The organism is Bradyrhizobium sp. USDA 3364, from assembly GCF_054056355.1.
In genome coordinates this window covers 1,076,776-1,095,328 of sequence record NZ_JBSRYG010000002.1, presented here as the reverse complement: position 1 = coordinate 1,095,328, position 18,553 = coordinate 1,076,776, and the positions used below count along the sequence as shown (strand labels likewise).

General features: G+C 58.7%; 17 protein-coding genes, 2 pseudogenes and 1 riboswitch. Of the genes and pseudogenes, 14 read left to right on the top strand and 5 right to left on the bottom strand.

Features of this window, described 5'->3' with window-relative positions:
- Positions 1-312 precede the first annotated feature (312 nt).
- Positions 313-1,608, top strand: coding sequence for a diaminobutyrate--2-oxoglutarate transaminase (gene ectB, locus ACVILL_RS05305; protein WP_456728132.1), 1,296 nt, complete (start codon positions 313-315; stop codon positions 1,606-1,608).
- Positions 1,609-2,172: 564 nt separating this feature from the next.
- Here ectB and tnpC read toward each other — a convergent pair.
- Genes tnpC through tnpA (ACVILL_RS05290) form a run of 3 tightly spaced genes read right to left on the bottom strand, consistent with a single transcriptional unit; the run spans position 2,173 to position 4,618 of the window.
- On the bottom strand, positions 2,173-3,825 hold the full coding sequence (tnpC, locus tag ACVILL_RS05300) for an IS66 family transposase (protein ID WP_456728131.1): 1,653 nt from the start codon (positions 3,823-3,825) through the stop codon (positions 2,173-2,175).
- 47 nt (positions 3,826-3,872) lie between these two features.
- Positions 3,873-4,220 carry an IS66 family insertion sequence element accessory protein TnpB gene (gene tnpB / locus ACVILL_RS05295; protein WP_165124204.1) on the bottom strand — a complete coding sequence of 116 codons (348 nt, stop codon included), beginning with the start codon at positions 4,218-4,220 and terminating at the stop codon, positions 3,873-3,875.
- Positions 4,217-4,618 carry an IS66-like element accessory protein TnpA gene (gene tnpA / locus ACVILL_RS05290; RefSeq protein WP_166205105.1) on the bottom strand — a complete coding sequence of 134 codons (402 nt, stop codon included), beginning with the start codon at positions 4,616-4,618 and terminating at the stop codon, positions 4,217-4,219. Before tnpA (ACVILL_RS05290) ends, tnpB (ACVILL_RS05295) begins: the two co-directional genes overlap by 4 nt.
- 264 nt (positions 4,619-4,882) lie before the next feature.
- Between tnpA (ACVILL_RS05290) and tnpA (ACVILL_RS05285) the strand changes: the two genes are divergently transcribed.
- Positions 4,883-5,311 (top strand): IS66-like element accessory protein TnpA, encoded by a 429-nt coding sequence (gene tnpA, locus ACVILL_RS05285; RefSeq protein WP_456728130.1) that lies wholly within the window; start codon positions 4,883-4,885, stop codon positions 5,309-5,311.
- Positions 5,308-5,493 carry an IS66 family insertion sequence element accessory protein TnpB gene (tnpB, locus tag ACVILL_RS05280; RefSeq protein ID WP_456728129.1) on the top strand — a complete coding sequence of 62 codons (186 nt, stop codon included), beginning with the start codon at positions 5,308-5,310 and terminating at the stop codon, positions 5,491-5,493. Before tnpA (ACVILL_RS05285) ends, tnpB (ACVILL_RS05280) begins: the two co-directional genes overlap by 4 nt.
- A 560-nt stretch (positions 5,494-6,053) precedes the next feature.
- Here tnpB (ACVILL_RS05280) and ACVILL_RS05275 read toward each other — a convergent pair.
- Positions 6,054-6,206, bottom strand: a complete 153-nt coding sequence (locus ACVILL_RS05275; RefSeq protein ID WP_456728128.1) for a hypothetical protein — start codon at positions 6,204-6,206, stop codon at positions 6,054-6,056.
- Between the two features lie 114 nt (positions 6,207-6,320).
- Between ACVILL_RS05275 and ACVILL_RS05270 the strand changes: the two genes are divergently transcribed.
- The 11 genes and pseudogenes from ACVILL_RS05270 to ACVILL_RS05220 form a co-directional block, all read left to right on the top strand.
- Positions 6,321-6,530 (top strand): acyl-CoA dehydrogenase family protein, encoded by a 210-nt coding sequence (locus ACVILL_RS05270; RefSeq protein ID WP_456728127.1) that lies wholly within the window; start codon positions 6,321-6,323, stop codon positions 6,528-6,530.
- Positions 6,530-6,961: an acyl-CoA dehydrogenase family protein gene (locus ACVILL_RS05265; protein WP_456728126.1), complete on the top strand. Its 432-nt coding sequence runs from the start codon at positions 6,530-6,532 to the stop codon at positions 6,959-6,961. The genes ACVILL_RS05270 and ACVILL_RS05265 overlap by 1 nt, the downstream gene beginning before the upstream one ends.
- Before the next feature lie 298 nt (positions 6,962-7,259).
- Positions 7,260-7,505, top strand: coding sequence for a hypothetical protein (locus ACVILL_RS05260; protein ID WP_456728125.1), 246 nt, complete (start codon positions 7,260-7,262; stop codon positions 7,503-7,505).
- A gap of 1,527 nt (positions 7,506-9,032) precedes the next feature.
- On the top strand, positions 9,033-10,709 hold the full coding sequence (locus ACVILL_RS05255) for an HAL/PAL/TAL family ammonia-lyase (protein WP_456728124.1): 1,677 nt from the start codon (positions 9,033-9,035) through the stop codon (positions 10,707-10,709).
- Positions 10,710-11,203: 494 nt separating this feature from the next.
- On the top strand, positions 11,204-12,349 hold the full coding sequence (locus ACVILL_RS05250) for an IS3 family transposase (RefSeq protein ID WP_456728123.1): 1,146 nt from the start codon (positions 11,204-11,206) through the stop codon (positions 12,347-12,349).
- A 3-nt stretch (positions 12,350-12,352) separates the two neighbouring features.
- Positions 12,353-12,745: an IS66 family transposase gene (locus ACVILL_RS05245; RefSeq protein WP_456734176.1), complete on the top strand. Its 393-nt coding sequence runs from the start codon at positions 12,353-12,355 to the stop codon at positions 12,743-12,745.
- A gap of 722 nt (positions 12,746-13,467) precedes the next feature.
- Positions 13,468-14,637: a M24 family metallopeptidase gene (locus tag ACVILL_RS05240; protein WP_456728122.1), complete on the top strand. Its 1,170-nt coding sequence runs from the start codon at positions 13,468-13,470 to the stop codon at positions 14,635-14,637.
- Between the two features lie 283 nt (positions 14,638-14,920).
- Positions 14,921-15,008: riboswitch (glycine riboswitch) on the top strand.
- Positions 15,009-15,191: 183 nt separating this feature from the next.
- Positions 15,192-17,216: a recombinase family protein gene (locus ACVILL_RS05235; protein ID WP_456728121.1), complete on the top strand. Its 2,025-nt coding sequence runs from the start codon at positions 15,192-15,194 to the stop codon at positions 17,214-17,216.
- A gap of 37 nt (positions 17,217-17,253) precedes the next feature.
- Complete coding sequence (gene tnpB / locus ACVILL_RS05230; protein WP_456734175.1) at positions 17,254-17,448, top strand: IS66 family insertion sequence element accessory protein TnpB; 195 nt, start codon at positions 17,254-17,256, stop codon at positions 17,446-17,448.
- A 136-nt stretch (positions 17,449-17,584) separates the two neighbouring features.
- Positions 17,585-17,782 (top strand): annotated as a pseudogene (locus ACVILL_RS05225) (IS66 family transposase); the annotation flags it as partial.
- Positions 17,782-17,955 (top strand): annotated as a pseudogene (locus ACVILL_RS05220) (transposase domain-containing protein); the annotation flags it as partial. The pseudogenes ACVILL_RS05225 and ACVILL_RS05220, both read left to right, overlap by 1 nt.
- Positions 17,956-18,036: 81 nt before the next feature.
- On the opposite strand, the gene tnpA (ACVILL_RS05215) reads toward ACVILL_RS05220, so the two are convergent.
- Entirely contained in the window at positions 18,037-18,357 is a 321-nt protein-coding gene (gene tnpA, locus ACVILL_RS05215) for an IS66-like element accessory protein TnpA (protein ID WP_456728120.1), read from the bottom strand.
- Between the last annotated feature and the right edge of the window lie 196 nt (positions 18,358-18,553).

The window sequence follows — 18,553 nt, the reverse complement described above, 5'->3', positions numbered from 1 at the left end:
ACGCTTACTCGCGCTAGTCCCTCCCTACCAAGTTTGCAGCCCGGTATTGAACGCAATCTGTCAACGTGAGGTGTGAGGGACAGAATACCCTCGCGACAACCACGCCCCGATCCCTCAGGGATACTGCTGACCTTAGTAGGTCCGCGATTTTCAGTTCTCATGTAGGTACATGGGGTCGTGCTCGGCAGCATGCGTCGCGCAACACATCCTGACGCGGGTCCAGAACGCGCGTGTTCGAATCGCCGGTCCACAGTTAACGCGGTCTGACGAAAGCCGCTTGTTCATGAACCTCTCACTTGGAAAGGAAACACGATGGGCGAGGCAATTGGCGAGCCTCCTAACTTGCGAGCTTTCTCAGCGTTAGAATCGAACGTTCGCTTGTATTCTCGTTCGCTTCCGGATGTCTTCAGTCGGGCCCGCGGCTCTATTATGTTAACGGACGGTGGCCGAGAGGTCATTGACTTCCTCTCTGGTGCCGGAGCGCTGAACTATGGCCACAATAATCATGAGATCAAGGCGGCCATTGCCGAGTATCTGGCGTCGGATGCCGTTGTCCATGGGCTTGATATGGCCACTCCTGCAAAGCGCGAATTCATGGAGGCGTTCGATACTGTCATACTTTGCGAACGTGGTCTGCAGAACTATCGCTTTCAGTTCACAGGGCCAACTGGTGCCAATGCGGTTGAGGCGGCTCTAAAGCTCTCACGCAAAATCACCGCACGCCAGAACGTCGTCTCATTCACGCATGGATATCATGGTCTCAGTTTAGGGGCCGCCGCGGCGACCGGTGGTCGTCTTTTTCGCGTAGCCAGTGGCGTGGCTTTGTCCGGCGCAACTTTCATGCCCTATGATGGTTATCTCGGGCCAGCGGTTGATACGTCCGACTACCTGCGGAAGGTATTGCTTGACGAGAGCAGCGGCGTCGATGCTCCAGCAGCCATTCTCGTTGAAACTGTACAGGGAGAAGGGGGAATAAATGTAGCCGGCAAGGAATGGCTGCAATCACTTCAGGCCATAGCAAAGGACGTTGGTGCCCTTTTCATCGTAGACGATATCCAGATGGGGTGCGGCCGCACAGGCGAATTCTTTAGTTTCGAGTTCGCAGGGTTGTCGCCGGACATCGTTGTGCTGTCGAAGTCACTAAGTGGGTACGGCTTGCCATTGTCGATGCTATTGATCAAGGAGGAACGGGACGCATGGCGGCCAGGAGAACATACAGCCACATTTCGGGGAAATAACCTTGCGCTTGTATCCGCTACCGCAGCTATTAACGTTTTTTGGCGCAGCCGGACGTTTTCAGAAGGAATCCAGCGCACGGGAGATCTTATGCGTCGCCGGCTTGATTCCATTGCATCCGAGCATGGAAACAATTTTGCTGTTCGCGGACGAGGTATGGCGCTGGGGTTTGACTGCCAGATTGCTGAAATCGCGGAGGCGACGGCACGCAAGGCATTTGAGAAGGGATTGATTATCGAACGATGTGGCCCCAGGGATCAGGTCGTAAAATTTCTTCCTGCGCTCACGATCGACCTGGAGACATTAAATCAAGGCATTGACATATTCGAGGTGTCTCTGACCGAGGCATTGGAACAGGCCAAGGTCGCATGAGTGACAGCGCCGATCATCGAGGCGGGGCCCGAAGTCGGGAGTGAAGGCGCGACGTCGGGCTGGTGAGAATGGAGTGGTCAGGGATGTTCAACCGATTGTAGTCTCGATCTGCTTTCGGCCCCGCGTACAGTCTCTGTAGGGCTTGGCAAGTGTATTCGAAGCAACAGCGTTCGACGGTAAGCCCCCCGCGAGGGCATGTAGTCCTATCGGCTCGGCCCGCTATCGCTCAAGAACGCTCAGCGACGCCAATCAGGGCCTCCTCAATGTCGCATACAGAAGACACACCAGAGCAGATAGTTGTTTCTATTCATCGTCAATGACGAACCATCAGATAGCAGCTCGCCGTCTTGGCGCGCCGGTTCGTCACGAAAGGACCAAAGTGCAGTGATGAGGCGTGCGTTGCACGTCTCGTGCCTCCTGCAAGTATATGACACCGCCGCCGATAGGGCTTGATTTTCAGAGTATGTTTCGATCACACGGGCTACTCGTACGCATACGACGAGGACCGCGTGATGGACGCATGCGCGCGGGTACGGCGAGCTCTATGATGGCGTTGCGTGAAGGTCAGGCGGCCTGCTGATCGGCGGGCTTGTCGGCTTGGCGCAGGAGCTTCCATTCCCAGGGCAGCAATTCGTGCAGACGCGATGCGGGAAGATCGGCGATACGGGCGAGGACGTTGGCGAGCCAGGCTTTCGGATCGACGTCGTTGAGACGACAGGTCGTGATCATCGTCAGCATGATGGCGGCACGGTCGGCACCACGCTGGCTGCCGGCGAAGGTCCAGTTGCGCCTTCCCAAGGCGATGCCTCTCAATGCGCGCTCAGCACAATTGTTGGTCAAGCAGATCCTGCCATCGTCGAGGAAGCGGGCGAAGTCGTCCCAGCGCCTGAGCATGTAATTCATAGGCTTCAGGACCTCGGAGGAGCGAGAGAGGGTTTCGCGCTCACGCAGCAACCAGGCGTGCATGTCCCCGAGGAGCGGCTTGCTCTTTTCCTGGCGCACGGCGCGCCGCTCTTCGGCGCCGCAGCCGTTAATGGCGCGCTCGATCTCGAACAACACATCCAGGCGCCTGACCGCCTCCAGCGCGATCGGAGAGACCGGTTTACCTCTCTTGCCTTCCCGGGCATTCTTCTCGATGTCAGCCAGCTCGAAGAAGCCCCGCCGCGCATGGGCGAAGCAAAACGCCGGCGTAATCGGCAGCACCTTCTTCTGCGGGTCGAACAGCGGCTCGAAGCCGTTGTAGCAATCGGCTTGCAGGATGCCGGCGAAGGCGGCCAGATGCTTCTGCGGATGCTCGCCTCGTCGGTCGCTCGAGGCGTAATAGACCGCCGCCGGCGGCGCAGGCCCGGCAAAGGGCCGGTCATCCCGCACATAAGTCCAGATCCGCCCGGTCGTGCACTTGCCCTTCGCCAGGATACGGATGGTGGTGTCATCGCCATGAAGGCGCTCAGCAGCGAGCACATGGCGTTCGATCAAGTGGAAGAGTGGCATGACGGCGAAGGTCCCGTGGCCGACCTGGTCGGCCAGCGTCGACAGCGGCAAATCGATCCTCTCGGCCTTAAAGCGCGCACTCTGGCGGTTGAGCGGGATATGCATGCCGAACTTGTCGAACAGGATCGTCGCCAGCAATTGTGGGCCGATGAAGCCGCGCGGCGTGGCATGGAACGGCGCAGGCGGCTGGCTGATCTTCTCGCAATCGCGGCAGGTGAACTTCTCGCGCACTGTCTCGATGACCTTGAAGCGACGCGGGATCTCCTCCAGCGTCTTGGTCACATCCTCGCCGACCTTCGCCAGCCGCGATCCGCCGCAGCAGGCGCAGCTCGTCGGAGCGTCAATGACGACGCGCTCGTGTTCGATGTCGTCCGGCCAAGGCTTGCGCACCGGCCGCTTGCGCGTGAAGGGGCGGACGTTCTGCGTCTTCGCCGCTGCGGCCTGCGCCGCAAGCTCATCCTCGCTCGCCGTGGCGACGAGGTCTTCGAGCTCCAGTTCCAACTGCTCGAGCAGCCGCGCCGTGCGCTCGGAGCGCTGCCCGTACAGTTCGCGTTTGAGCTTCTCGATCCGCAGCTCGAGATGCGCGACCAGCGCCTCGTTGTTCGACAGCTCCGCCTGCGCGCTGGCAGCCATCGCCTCAGCTCGCAGCCGCGCCTCACGCTCGGCCTGCAGCGCCGCCAGGGCACTGACAAGGTCCGATGGAAGATCGTCCGGCTTTGATATCACGAAGCCATTGAATCAGATCAAGCAGCAGATTCAAACCTGCAAAACGACTAACCGACCCGCGTCGGACGCTGGGTTTCTTGAGGGTTGCGCCAATCGATCCCGGACAACAGATAGCTCAATTGCGCCGGAGAGATCGTTACCGATTCACCGGCAACCGATGGCCAGATGAACCTTCCTCTCTCGAGTCTTTTGGTAAACAAGCATGCTCCCTGGCCATCGTGCCAGATCATCTTCACAAGATCGCTGCGGCGACCGCGGAAGACGAACAGATGACCGCTGAGCGGGTCTTTGCGCAACACCTCCTGCACTTGGAGTGCCAACGACGGAAAGCCTCTGCGCATATCCGTGTAGCCTGTCGCGAGCCACACTCGCGCGCCTGTCGGAACCGGGATCATCGGCGCACCAGGGCATCGAGAACTCGCCGCAGCGCGTCTCCATCAACGTCACCGTCGACCCGGATGCGGTGTCCGCTACCGAGATCAATCTCGATGATGCCCTGGCTCCTCCGTCGACGCGCCGGCGCCGTCGTCAATGGCGCTTCGGCCACATCCCGCGGCGGCACAGACGGCCCAATCTCGACCGGCACCAACGGCGCTACACTCGTTTCACCGTGCTTGCAAAGCTCTTTGCGCCACCTGAACAGCTGGCTCACATGAAGGCCGGCCATGCGAGCCACCTCGGAAACAGTGGCTCCGGGCTCGAACGATGCTGCAACTAGCCGTTCCTTCTCATCCTGTGACCACCGACGCCGCCGCTCGACCGATGTGATCACCTCTGCCCGCGAAATCGTCATAGCGCTTCTCCTAGGATTACCCCTAGGACCTGCAGCGCTCGCGTCCGTCAAACAAGGCGGCCCTCAATGGAGGGATACGGCTACTCCAACAAAGCGGCCGATATACCCTAATTGCCGACCCGATCGCTCGCCGATTAAGCCGGGCGAAGGGTATTAGATTAACCAGCGAAGAGTTGATGAGCGATGTTGAGCGTCACGATAGAGCCGATCGGTACGCATCCGGCGGGCGCCGTCTTGTCTGACGCGCTGTAACTCGCCAAGCGTGTGACCTTAAGTCTAGCTTTAAGGTCATCAGGCGATCGGGTCGAGGTTTTGGGCGGGCCGGAGCGACGGCGGCGCTGGTCGCAGGATGACAAGGCGCGGATTCTCGAGGAGACGTTGGCGCCGGGCGCAAAGGTGACTGCGGTTGCGCGTCGCAACGGAGTCGCCGCCAGCCTGGTGTTTACTTGGCGTCGACAAGCGCGGACGTCCGAGCAGACCGTACCATCTTTTGCGCCGGTGCAGATCGCCGCCACGGAGGCGGAGGAAACTCGGAAGCTTTTACCCGCAGGTGATAGCCGAGGGCAGTCTGTGGTGGCCGCGCGTATTGGATTGATCGAGATCGACCGTGGCAACCGGCGACCCATCCGAGTGGATGCGCACGTCGATCCAGAAGCGCTGGCGCGGGTCCTCGAGGTGCTTCAGCACCGATGATTGCCATACCGGGTAATGTGCGGGTGTGGCTTGCGACCGGCCACACCGATATGCGCCGCGGCTTTCCAAGCCTTGCGCGGCTGGTCCAGGAGAGCTTGAAGCGTGATCCGCCCGCCGGTGATCTCTACGTTTCACCAGGGGGACCCTACCGACGGATCGATCGAAGCTCCGGCTTCTATTGATAGAGGGCCGCCGGCGGCCACGGTCCGACCCTCCGATCGAGTGAGGAACTCGTGCCGGCTGCGCTGGTGACCGATTTTTCAAACCAGGGCCGAAGCCCGCTAGTCGTGTCTTTAACTAAAAGCTAGCTGGCTGATTCTTGGAGCTTGACGACTCGGTGCTTCGGACGGGTCATCATAGTTGTGAAAGGTGCCCCGGCATTTCGGTCTGGCCGCAGAGGAGCATAGAGTGTTCTGACCTGCGGGCAGGCGCTTGAAATATTCCCCGATCCGCTGCGCCGGCGGCTCCGCTATGAACCAGCGCCAAACGAATCCAGGTCAGACTTTGCTAGGGGCGGCTAGTTTCTCTAGTCCGCTTCAATTGCTCTCCGATGGAAGGCGACACCGCAAGGGAATCGGCCGCGCCGTACGAGGCTCCCAGCCTGCCCGCCAATTGGTCGTTCATGATGCAGTAGAGGGCCCGTCATGCCCATGGAGTGCAAAACCATTCCGTTCGAAAGCTTTATGGGTACGGCGATCGCGGCAAGACCTTCGTCTATCTCTCCAATGCAGGTCGCGTAGCCTCAGTCTCGCGTCTCGGCAAGTTGCTGCTCGATCCAGATGTGGTCGTTTCGCGTATTGGCTTTCAGCATAGGCAATGCGTGTGTGAGGGCTTCTTCGATCGCCGCCTTCGACTCATAGGCCATAATTGCCTTTGCCGATGCCGCAGCGTTCACCGGCATCTCGACGTCAGTTTGGACGTAACCTCGCCATCTGGCGTCAGGTGAAGGATATTGCGGAGGAAGCGCAATGGCACTGACGAGACAGGAGTTTCCTCTTCGGGGCCGGCGATGAACTTCGAACGGATCACCGAGCATGAGATTCAGCGCGACAGCATGCGCGACTTCTTTAATCGTGAGCTTCCAGAACCGAAGATTCGCGAGATGGATCGCGCACGGCGCATACCGCGTGATCTCTGGAAGCGTCTCGCCCGGCTCGGCTGGCCCGGGCTGTCAGTGCCGACGGAGTACGGTGGCAGCGGCACAGACGCACAGACGTGATGACTGGCGTGATCCTCTGTGAGGAGATTGCGCGGCACTTCCCGTCGCTCGCCACCGACTTGTTGCTCATTTCGATGACCGCACCGGTGCTGCGTGAATCCGGCACGAAGAAGCAGCAGTCGGAACTCCTGCACAGGCTCGCGGCCGGAGAATTCTTGATGAGCTCAGGGCTGGTTGAACCGGGTGGAGGCACTGACGTCTTCGGCCTGAAAACGCGCGCTGCGCTGGTGGGCGACGAGTGGGTGGTAAGCGGGCAGAAGCTCTACACCTCGCTTTTGGATGATGCCGATGCAATCCTGGTGCTCTGCCGCACTGAGTCCGCCGAGAGCACCAACCGCTCGCGGGGATTGTCCCCGGCGCTGACGCCCCGTGGCCGCCATTCTGGAAGGCGACGGCGACCTTGGATGTGGCGATGTGGTCAGGATCGTTGAGTACATGCGCCCCGAGGGCATTGAGAGTTATGCGGAAGCGGCGGCCGTGCGGCGAGAGTTGTTCGCCGGATATAAGCCGGTGGTCAATACGGTCCCGGTAAAAGCCTGCTCAGGCCGGACGCCTCATTGAGATCGAGGTGACCGCAGCGGGCGGCACCTGGCATTGCTCCTGGCACCATGTTCCTACCGTCGGTCGAGCCGGTGGACGACCAAGGGAACATCTGGGCGTCGGCGACCTCGCAGCCCAGACCAGGGTCGCGTACGCGAGCAACGTACGCGATGGCGGCATTCATCCGACTTGCTTAGCGCACAGGAACTCGCCATTCCGGTGAACTGGCGCTGCGTTCAGATCAGGCAGGGGCGCCTTTTGGTCGGTCGTCACCGTTCCGGCGCGCACCTGTTCTCCAACACGTCGCGCGTGATTGGGTCTATTCGAAAGCTACGCAATCATGAGCTCGATAATCTTGATCTGAGCCTCACCGATCCGATCGAACTGCACACCTTCGCTGCGAGCGAGCTGCGCGACCGCGCTCACGTCCAATAGCAGAAGGCCGTCGTTCTCGCCGTCGAACGCTTGGTTGTACTTCTCTAATTCCGATTGCTCCGCGTTCTGCGCGGCCGGAAGACCGGGGCCGCGGCGAGAACGTTACGCAAACGGTGTGCGATCTGAGACGACCCGCCTTATCCCGTCCACTGATAATGCTCTTGGTGATGTCGATCGCTTCTGAAGTTTCGCGTTGATAGCTTAACTAGTTGCGTCATGCAGCGCAAGCACACTAGGCCTTCAGCGGCTGCGGCACGATCTTGTGTCGATCGCACATGTCCGGCCAGAATGTGCGCTTCGCTGAACCGTTCGTCACAAGTAGGTTGCCTTGGTACTGGTCCAATACTGGCAGACAAGCGTCGATGAAGCGCTCTCCGGCGTCGTTAGCCTTGATCACCGTACGGCACGCTTAAATCGCAAGCGATGTTTCTATCCTGCGGTAATTGCGATGAGCGACGAAGTGCTCCGATCAAGCTAGTTGCTCACTACCGCAGCTGGACTGGCATGGACGTTATGTGTGATCGTTGAGGGGCAGCGTTGTGGCAATGTCTCCTAGGCGCTCGCAGCTTTCATGATCAGACCTTCCCTACCTGGAGGAGGGCCGGAACTAAGCGCCGGTTACAAGGCGACGCCGTCAGAGCGCACTGAGATCGCATTCGCCGAACTTGCGGATGGCCTTCTTCTCCGAATCCCCGATCGACAGACCTCTCGTCAAACTAAACACGCTACCGCCGATCTGACCGTCTTGCGCGACAACGCCTCGACACGCATGGCTGCCGCGCCTGTGCTAAAGGCACTCCGTCTTCCCGCCGGTCGTCAACGGACTATATAAAGCAAGACGCGACTTAGCAGGTGAAGTTGGGCTAGTCAAAACGCACTACGCCGAGAGCACGAAGTGCGCGACGAGAAGGAATGTTTCGACGGTACGTGGAGCGGAGCAATAAGTACTCCATCTGACCAAACACATCGTCGATCACAAGGCCGCGTACTTCGAACCAAAAGAATTTTGACGATCACCACGAACCGGCGCTGATCGATCGGATGAACAAGAAGGAGTCGACTACCCCATCGCGAAGAAGGAGCGCCCCAGCGTGAGCGATGTGGTCGACGTGATGGCCGCATTGCGCACGAAAGTCGACAAGGAGCGGGCGTCGATGCCGACTGAGAAGTGACTCAGATATTGCTGCCGATCGAGAGCAAGAGACCGAAGAATGTTATAGCCAAGGACACGGCGGCGAAACTGCGGCGGAAGTCTGCTACGTCGTGCGATCAGCCTAGCGGTCGTGGTCCCAAGCAAGCAGCGACCCAGCGAAAATACTGCAAGGTACGCGTCGGGCCAACTACCGGGATTAGGAGGTCGCCTAGGCTAGCCCCGTCGTCATATCCTCCGTACGATTTTGCTCGATTAGATGCGCGCCAGAGTGCAAGAGCCGCCAGCTCCGGGGCGAGCGGCGAATTGCGACAACATATTATATCTGGATTCGCGTCACTAATCGAGTTGCTACAAATGAAATGGAGTTGCTACAAATGAACGTGCGCGCTAAACCTGCCAGCGGGAATAACGAGTTTATGGTAATCGAATCGGTGGATGCCGCGCGTCGACGGGAAACACCTTTCGTCGTAAAGCTTAATGCAGATGTCAACCTTAATGACATTCACGACGTTGCCGTACATCGTCGCAAGGTTGACCTGGCACCCGCCGTGTTGGAGCTAGTGCAGAAGGGGCGGGCCCAGCTCGAAAATCTACTGACCTCAGGAAAGGTTATCTACGGCATCAATACGGGTTTCGGCGGCAACAGCAATCTCGTAATCTCTGACGATCTACTGGCGCTCCATCAAAGCAATCTCCTCAAGTTCCTATCAGCGGGAACCGGCGATTGCCTTGCAGAGGAACACGTGCGAGCAGCCCAATTTCTGACTCTGTTAGCTTTGGTTCGCGGCTGGTCTGCCGTGCGTCCTGAAATCGTGAGGAGTCTTCTTGAGCACATTAATCTAGGCGTCGTTCCAACTGTGCCGCGACATGGTTCTGTTGGCGCGAGCGGGGACTTGATTCCATCAAGTTACATCGCGAGCGCGCTTTGCGGGTGCGGTCGCGTCTGCTTTGCCGGACAAGAGATGAGCGCCAGTGAAGCATTATCTCGCGCTGGCATAACACCGGTTGAATTGCAAGCGAAGGAGGGGCTGGCTCTCGTCAATGGTACTCGAGCGATGACAGGCATCGGCGCTCTAACGGTGCAGCGAGTATGGATGACGTTTCGAGCTGCGCTCGGCGCGCTAGCCCTGGCAGTAGATGCATTGCATGCCTCGAGAGAACACTACGATGCTCGTATTCACGCTGCGAAAGGGCATCCAGGTCAAATTGCCGTCGCTGCGGCGCTTCGCGAGATGTTGGCGTGTAGGTCATCGTATACTTCTTCAGGTGTTCATAGGTCGAATGAAGCCACCGGGATCGTCCAGCTCGCGGAAGGCGTCCAAGAGATATATTCAATCCGGTGCGCGCCACAAATACTTGGCATTGTTCCGGAATCGCTGGGTGAGGCACGGATGGTGATCGAGCGTGAGGCGAGTTCAGTGAACGACAACCCATTGATAGATCCGGAGACTGGGGATGTCCTTCACGGCGGAAATTTTATGGGGCAGCATGTTTCCCGCATAATGGACGCGCTCAAGATTGATATTGCAACAGTCGGAAATCATATGCATGCCATCATGGCCCTTTTGATGGACAGCCGCTTTTCGCGAGGTCTCCCGAATTCGTTGAGTCCCCGGCTCGGCCTATATCAAGGCTTTAAGGGAGTGCAAATGTCGCATACCTCTCTCGTCGCGCATCTACGGCGTGAAAGTGCTCCAGCAAGCGTTCATACCTTGCCAACCGAACAGTTCAATCAGGACATCGTCAGCCTGGGACTGCACGCAGCGCTTGGCGCAGCGGAGATGGAGCTTAAATTGAGAGACGTCGTCGCGATGACGCTTTTGGCGGCCTGTCAGGCCGTTGACCTGCGATCCAATGGATCTGAACTGCCCTCTGCCTTGAGCCACTTGTATGAAGCGGTGAGGAAGATCAGCGCGCCATTGGTCGAAGATCGGGCGATGGACCGAGATATTGCCGCCATATCCTTCGCGATTGTGGAGGGCTTGTTGCCGCTTCCTCAATGTGAGCCGCCGCGGGACGCGCAGGGGGGCGGGAGAAGTGGTGAAATCTGAGAGAGTGTCACGGTGATGACCAATAGCACTGGGCCTTGGCCGTTGATATCCGTTGGTACGATTGACGTCACGCCATACCGCGAGGTGCAGGCGGTGACCGCCGTTTCGAAAGCTCATATTCGCTGACTCCGCGTCGGCACTGTTTGGGCAATAGGCTGTGGCTCATAGATGGTTGAATGATTGTTTGCAGTTCCGTTAAGTAGTGTTGAGGGGGACTGCGATGGGGCTTGCGCGGCGATGCCGCCATACCCTGATTGCGGCATTGAGCTCAGATTGAGGTTGGTCTCTCTGGGCGATTCCGCTCACGAACACATGGAGTCTCTTTGGAATCGCCCAAGACTAGGACATGTTTGCTTTCCAGAATCTCGCCTTGCATTAACGCATGTTCGTCGTGACCTGCCACTGAATATTTCCTCCAGAAGGAGTTAGAGTCCGGCCCGAAGAAGGACGGACAGATGAAGCGAGCACGGTTCACGGAAGAGCAGATTATTGCGGTGCTGAAGGAGCATGAGGCCGGGGCGAAGACGGCCGATCTGGCTCGCAAGCACGGGATCTCCGAGGCGACGATCTACAATTGGAAAGCCAAATTCGGCGGCATGGACGTTTCCGAGGCGAAGCGGTTGAGGGCCCTGGAGGAGGAGAACGGGAAGCTGAAGAAGCTTCTGGCCGAGCAGATGCTCGATGCAGCCGCACTTCGCGAGCTCCTTTCAAAAAATGGTAGGGCCCGCCGCCAAGCGCGCTGCTGTCGCGCATTTGCAGGCCGTCATGAGCCTGTCGGAACGGCGGGCCTGCTCGATCGTGGGTGCGGATCGGAGATGATCCGCTATCGCTCCAGCCGCCCGCCGGAGGCAGTTCTGCGTGGCCGATTGCGCGATCTCGCCAACGAGCGGCGGCGTTTCGGCTATCGCCGCCTGTTCGTCCTGCTGCGGCGGGAGGGCGAGCCATCGGGGATCAACCGGATCTACCGGCTTTATCGCGAGGAAGGGCTCACCGTCCGCAAGCGGCGGGCTCGCCGCAAGGCGGTTGGGACCCGGGCCCCGATCCTGGTCGAGGCCAAGCCCAATGTCCGCTGGTCGCTGGACTTCGTCCACGACCAGTTCGTCAATGGTCGACGCTTCCGCATCCTCAACGTCGTCGACGACGTCACCAAGGAATGCCTGGGCGCCATTCCTTACACGTCGATCTCGGGGCGGCGCGTGGCCCGCGAACTCACGGCAATCGTCGAGCGACGCCGCAAGCCAGGAATGATCGTGTCCGACCATGGCACCGAGTTCACCTGCAACGCCGTGCTGGCTTGGTGCAAGGACGCAGCCATCGATTGGCACTTCATCGCACCGGGAAAGCCCATGCAGAACGGCTTCGTCGAGAGCTTCAACGGCCGGATGCGCGATGAGCTACTCAACGAGATTCTGTTCTTCGATCTCGACGACGCCCGCGCCAAGATCACCAATTGGGTCGCCGACTACAATCTCCAGCGTCCCCACTCGTCGCTGAAATACCTGACCCCCGCGGCCTACGCCGCCCACCTCACCGCAACGGACGCTCGGCTGCGCAACCCCGACCAGCTCCGCCGATCGTCCGTTGCTCCACCCGCGCCACTTGGCGTACAAAACTCCGAGACTCTAATTGCCGCTGAATGAAAAATTCAGGGGCAGGTCAGAGGCGGTCAACATGCGCTCAATCACTGGGACGGGTTTACGCTGTTTCTCCTCGACGGCCGCGTCGAGATTTACTCCAACACGGTCGAGCGTTCAATGCGCCCGATCGCGATGGGAAGGCGCAACTCATCGTCTAGCGGCAGCGAGGGCGGCGCTGAAAGCCGGGCGATCCTAGCGTCAATGGGGAACATGGCAAAACTCTATGTTTTCGATCCGCAGGCCTGCTTGTGCGATGTGTTGCAGCGTATCGTTTCCCGGCGAACCAAGGGTCATCAGCTGCTCGCCTTCAGGATCAGAACAAATTGCCATCAACGGTGCAGCCCCTTACAGGGGGCAGCAAGCCAAGAACAAGTCCATGTCGCTGATGCGACAATTTAGTAACTTTGTCAGCTGCTCGTTCTTACTCAGAAAGCGGGATGGACGGGATCGCGTGTACAGGGAGCTCGCGACCTACGTGGCCGCAACGATGCCCGCTTCTCGGCCTCAAAGGGGTAGCGCAATCCGTCTAGTACTACGGCCTGCGCTCGCGCTATGAGCGACTGTAAGATTGCAGATGCTGACGAAACGGGAAGCGGCTGCGTGCTTCGACGCCTGCGAGACGACCTTAGGAGGTGGGCTGAACGTGGACTCGTCATCAAGCACGCGCTACAATCCGCGCTGCTGCCTACACGACTTACTCGCCTCGGATCCGCCGAGTGAGCAATGCAGTCGATGCAAATGCCTTGTCGGTCGCGCCGCCGCCCTTAAGACGGCAATCGTTCCAAAGCCTTCAACCGAAGCTGTCCCGGCGTTCGTTGCATCGCTATGCATACTGTTTCCTGACTCAGCGCGCCGACAGGAACCAACCATTGCGAGCCATTGATGCCCGTTGCCGGCGAGGCTCCCTTCAGGACCAGGCTCTTTGTTGATCCGACGCAAATTCCAAGTGTGCGGCAGCCTTCGTAAGGCTAATTATTTTGCCGTCGGTTGATGTGGGATCATATTCCGACGACCATTGCCTACATGGCGAGCCATCAAGCCTCTGGACTCAAAACTTGACGAATAGCAAAATAAAATATACAAAGTATATTCCTAAGGTCTTAGAATGAGGTGTTAGAGAGATGCTGAAGATCAAAGCGGCGGAGTATGAGACAAGGCTCAAGAGCCTTAAGCGCGTAATGGCCGAGCGATCAATCGACGCATTCTTGATTACCGACCAAGCCAACTTTGAGTACTTCTCCGGATACAAATCGATAACGTGGATATCAAAGGCTCGTCCGCTCGCGCTTCTTGTTCCAAGCTCTAGAAGTGGTGCTATCATTATATCCTCGGCCGCCGAGGCGCCGGCAATCCAACTTACTGAAGAGATGCCTTCCCGCATCGAGCACGTCGCCTATTCGGGATTCGTTCTAGCGTTTATCGAGGCGATTGTTGACCAATTGCGAGCCTGCAACGCGCGCCGACTCGCCCTGGATTATGGCTTTGAAAGCAGCGGGTTGGGCTCGCTGAACTTGCTCCATAAATGTAGAAGTAACTTCGCCGCGCTGGACCTGGTCGAGGGCGCCGAGGATATCTGGCAAATCCGCGTTGTTAAATCCCCGACCGAAATCCGTCAAAAGAAGGTTGCTCTGGAAGTGGCGACTTCCTCAATGCTTGAGTGCTTCCAAGAACTGCGTCTTGGAGTCACGGAGATCGAGTTTGCTCGGCATCTGACCATTAGGGCGATTGAGAAAGGGGCCAGCGCGGTCCCAATGCTTTCCGTGAAGTTTGGCAGAGGGAGCTTCCCTTCCCCCTTGCCGCCGACGGAGCGGGCACTAGCCGCAGACGACTTTATCTGGACGGATATGGGATGTCTTGTAGGAGGGAGCATCTCTGATGTTAACCGGATAGCTAAAGCCGGAAAGGTAACCGCAGAGGAACAGGCTCGTTATCACGAAGTCCGAAATATTACGCAGAAAACTATTACTGCATTTCGCGCCGGTATGACGACAGGAGAAGCATACAGCGTCTTCGAAGAAATCGCGCGCAACTCTTCTTTGGGCTTGCCGGGTCCGTTTACGGCCTTCTTTTCTCGTGTCGGGCACGGTTCTGGTTACAGCATTACCGAGCCTCCCTCAATCTCGCCAAGCTCTGAAGAGGTTCTTCGCGAGGGGATGATCATCCACGTTGAGCCGAAGTATTATCTAGAAGGCGGAGTTTATCAGACTGAAGAGGTCGCAGTAATAGGCATAGAGCATAGCGAGCTTTTGACTATCCCTGCGCCCGAGCGCCTTCCCGAAATCAAAATTTAGCGTCTCCGTGGCAATGGTGAGCACTCGCTGCCCGGTAAGCGCAAAAAAAAGAGCGCTTTCAATGCGGTGCGGGGCCGTTCCCGCTCAACCTCCCGATGAAATGATACTTGAAAAGTGATGTAGGTCCGCTGCTAACGCTAGCCTATTCAATGCTCTTTCTGAAATCCGCCAAGGGATTGGCGGTACTTGCGATTGTTTCACTATCGCTGCCCTATGGGCGTTTCCTCCCTAGACTGGCCGCCGGCCCAAAGGACTGGCGGCCCTCTTGCAACTGTCACACTGATTATCTGACGCTGGGAGAGATCGATTTAACGGTGCCGAAGGAGCAACCGTCCCAGGAAACTCTCAGGCAAAAGGACCACGTCAGTCGAAAACTCCGAAAAGAGATGCGCTCGCATCCGCCGACGGGATAACCTTCGAGCTGACCTGCCCCTAAATTTTTCATTCAGCGGCAATTAGAGTCTCGGAGTTTTGTACGCCAAGTGGCGCGGGTGGAGCAACGGACGATCGGCGGAGCTGGTCGGGGTTGCGTAGCCGAGCGTCGCCAATCGACAATGTCCCAAGTCACGGGGAATCTCGAAAGCCAGCGGCGGCAATATGACTTGGCGCAGGTCGCTGAAACCACCGGATTTAAGTCGGTGACGGTCATTGACGACGATCTTGGCCGCTCAGGTTCCGGCAGCACTCAGCGGCCGGGATTTGAGCGGCTTGTGGCGATGGTGTGCTCGGGCGATGTCGGTGCCGTCTATTGCATCGAGGCATCGCGGCTGGCGCGCAATGGACGCGACTGGCATCACTTGATCGACCTATGCGCCCTCGCCGGCGCGTTGGTCATCGATCCCGACGGCGTCTATGATCCGCGGCTTGTCAACGACCGCCTGCTTCTCGGACTGAAGGGGACGATGTCGGAGTATGAGCTGAGCCTGCTTCGTCAACGTGGAATCGCCGCTCGAGACTCCAAGGCCCAGCGCGGCGAGTACCGCTTCATGCTACCATCCGGATTTTGTTGGAGTGAACTCGGCAAGATCGAAATCGATCCCGACGAACATGTGGCGGGAGTGGTTCGACTCGTCTTCACGAAGTTCCGCGAGCTCGGCAGCGCCCGGCAGGTCTTTCTTTGGCTGCGCGCTGCCGACATCAAAATGCCTATGGTCCTGAGGAATGTTCAAATCTACAAGCTCAGCTGGAAAGCGCCGGCCTATCACACGGTGATGCAGATCCTGCACAATCCGCTCTATGCTGGCGCCTATGCGTTTGGCCGAATCGCTCAGAAGACACGGATCGTGGACGGTCGCGCCCGCAAGGTCAGCGGGTTCAAGAAGCCGCGGGAGGAATGGAATGTTCTCCTGCGCGACAATCATTCCGGCTATATCAGTTGGCAGGAGTATGAAGACAATCAGGCGCTGCTGCTGGAAAACGCGCACATGAAGAAGAACTGCTCGCGGAAATCGGCTCGCGGGGGATGCGCACTTCTGACCGGCTTGATGCGGTGCGGACGTTGCGGTCGGATGATGCGTGTGGTCTATGGCCAGGCCAAGGGGAATGCCCATCGCTATCAATGCCGCGGCGATGACGCCCATGTCGGCGCAGGCTTATGCATCGGCATCGGCGGAGTACGGATCGATCGTGCGGTCGCGCTGCAAATCCTCGAGGCTGTCTCCGATCGGGCTGTTGAAGCAGCGATATTGGCGTCCGACCAGATTGAGCGCTCGAGACATGAGATCATCGCCGCCGTCGAACGGGAGCTTGAGGTCGCACGCTACGAAGCGTCTCTTGCCGCACGCCGGTACGAGCTTGTGGATCCGGCGAAGCGTCACGTTGCCCGTGAACTTGAGGCGCGCTGGAATGGCGCATTGGAGCGGGTTGCCGAGCTTGAGGGTCGGATCAAGGAGCTGCGCGCCGCATCGGCGGAAAGTCCCAAGATCGACCGTGCCTTGCTTCTGCAACTTGCGTATGATCTGCCGCGGGTGTGGAACGCACCGTCCACGGACACACGCACCAAGCAGCGGCTGGTTCACATCGTAGTCCGAGAGATTGTTTGCGATCTCGATGAGGACACCAACGAGGCCGTTCTGCTCATTCACTGGACCGGCGGCCCGCACACGGAGGTTCGTGTTGCTCGCGTTAAGACGGGCCGATATCCGGGGGATATGGCGCCCACTGCCGTCGACGCACTTCGTAAGCTCGCTGGTCATTGGCCTGATCGAGAGCTCGCCGTGTCGCTCAATCGGATGCGCTGCAAGACCGGTGACGGCGAGACCTGGACGACTGTTCGCGTGCGGGAAATGCGCGAACGCTTGGGCTTGCCGGAATATGACCCCGCGTCATCCGACGGCAAAATGATCAGCCTCGCGAAGGCTGCGGCCCACTTTGGAATTTGCGTCGGATCTGCAAAGAGCCTGGTTCTGAAGGGCATCTTGCCGGCAACACAAGCAATCAAGGGCTCGCAATGGTTGGTCCCCGTCGGCACGCTGAGTTCGGAAGCAGTACGCATAGCGGTGCAGCGCGTGATCGAACGTCGACCAAAAAACGACATTGATTATCAATACGATAGGATGACCCGTCTGCCCGGAATCTGACAAAGGGACGTACAATGAAACGAGCTGTGCCGACAGAATAAAGATCGTGTGGTGGGACGGGTCCGGCGTGTGCCTCTATTTAAAACGCCTTGAAAAGGCGAAGTTTTGCTGGCCGCGGATCGGGCATCATCGGGTGCAGATGAATCCCGCGCAGTTGATGGCACTGGTGGATGGGATGGATTGGCAACGGGTCCGGACCGTGGCGGTCAAGCCGCCAGAGATTGTTGGGTAAAAGCACTGCGGCGAAGTGAATCAGTGGCCTGAAAGGGCAAGAGAAACGGAGCAAAATGTGCTCTGGTCGGGTCAATGTCGCCGCCCGATCTCAACCTCCCGAATGACGTAGAGATGTTGAAAGCCATGGTGCTTGCCATGCCTTCAAGAACGCGGACGGCGTCCTCCAGGCGCCGGCCCCGGCCCATATCATTGAAGGAGGCATTCCGACGGAAGCGCTTCTGGCCCAGATCGCCGTCGCCAAATACGCCGATGGCCTGCCGCTCTACCGGCAGGAGACGATCTACGCGCGCGATCATGTCGAACTCGACCGCCAGCTAATGGCGCAATGGATGCCGGCAGCGACGGCGGCGGACGAACCTGGGCGACCATCGCGACACTGCTGCAGACAGCGAAGATGAACAACGTCGATCCGCTCGCCTGGCTTGCTCTCACGCTTCAGCGCATCGCCAACGGCTGGCCGAGCAGCGAAATCGACGCGCTTATGCCATGGAACCGCCCCATCTGACGGCCTCAGCTCGCCGCTTACCATCGAGCATCTGCTCGGCCAGAAGCTTCTTCAGCTTCCCGTTCTCCTCCTCCAGGGCCCTCAACCGCTTCGCCGCTCGATTTCAATAATCCCGGCGTCCGCCTTACGCACCACTTTACGCTCCTGGTGAACAGTCGGCGCGGGCATCACGGCGTCCACGACCGCCGGAACAAACTGAACTTCGTCTTCTTGGGAATGACCGCCTGCTGCCTCTCGCAACTGGCGTCGCCAGCCAAACAGATGCGGCGACAATCCATGCCGTCGGGCCACAGAACACACCGAGTCGCCACTCGCCACGATCTCCGCGACGATCCGCGCCTTGTCCTCGTCGCTCCACTTCCGCCGACGACCGGTTCCGGTGAAGACCTCAAGCCGCCGCACCGGCTCCTGATAGCAGTGTCCATTCTAAGCCTAACGGTCGAAGCCGAACCGCAGACTCGCAGATCGCCCTGTCATCCGGTCGGTGGCCGCTCAACGGCGCTTACGTTCAGCCGGCCTCCGAACGCCATGGAATTCAAGGCGCTGGATGCAAGCGCTAATGCTGCTTCGTCCGAAGTTTGGTTCTCGATTGGCGGAG

Bases quoted from the DNA above. Each gene is read 5' to 3' on its own strand.
- ectB (WP_456728132.1), top strand. From the start codon at position 313: ATGGGCGAGGCAATTGGCGAGCCTCCTAACTTGCGAGCTTTCTCAGCG.
- tnpB (WP_165124204.1), bottom strand. From the start codon at position 4,220: ATGATCCCGGTTCCGACAGGCGCGCGAGTGTGGCTCGCGACAGGCTAC.
- tnpA (WP_166205105.1), bottom strand. From the start codon at position 4,618: ATGACGATTTCGCGGGCAGAGGTGATCACATCGGTCGAGCGGCGGCGT.
- tnpB (WP_456728129.1), top strand. From the start codon at position 5,308: ATGATTGCCATACCGGGTAATGTGCGGGTGTGGCTTGCGACCGGCCAC.
- ACVILL_RS05270 (WP_456728127.1), top strand. From the start codon at position 6,321: ATGAACTTCGAACGGATCACCGAGCATGAGATTCAGCGCGACAGCATG.
- ACVILL_RS05265 (WP_456728126.1), top strand. From the start codon at position 6,530: ATGACTGGCGTGATCCTCTGTGAGGAGATTGCGCGGCACTTCCCGTCG.
- ACVILL_RS05255 (WP_456728124.1), top strand. From the start codon at position 9,033: ATGAACGTGCGCGCTAAACCTGCCAGCGGGAATAACGAGTTTATGGTA.
- ACVILL_RS05240 (WP_456728122.1), top strand. From the start codon at position 13,468: ATGCTGAAGATCAAAGCGGCGGAGTATGAGACAAGGCTCAAGAGCCTT.
- ACVILL_RS05235 (WP_456728121.1), top strand. From the start codon at position 15,192: ATGTCCCAAGTCACGGGGAATCTCGAAAGCCAGCGGCGGCAATATGAC.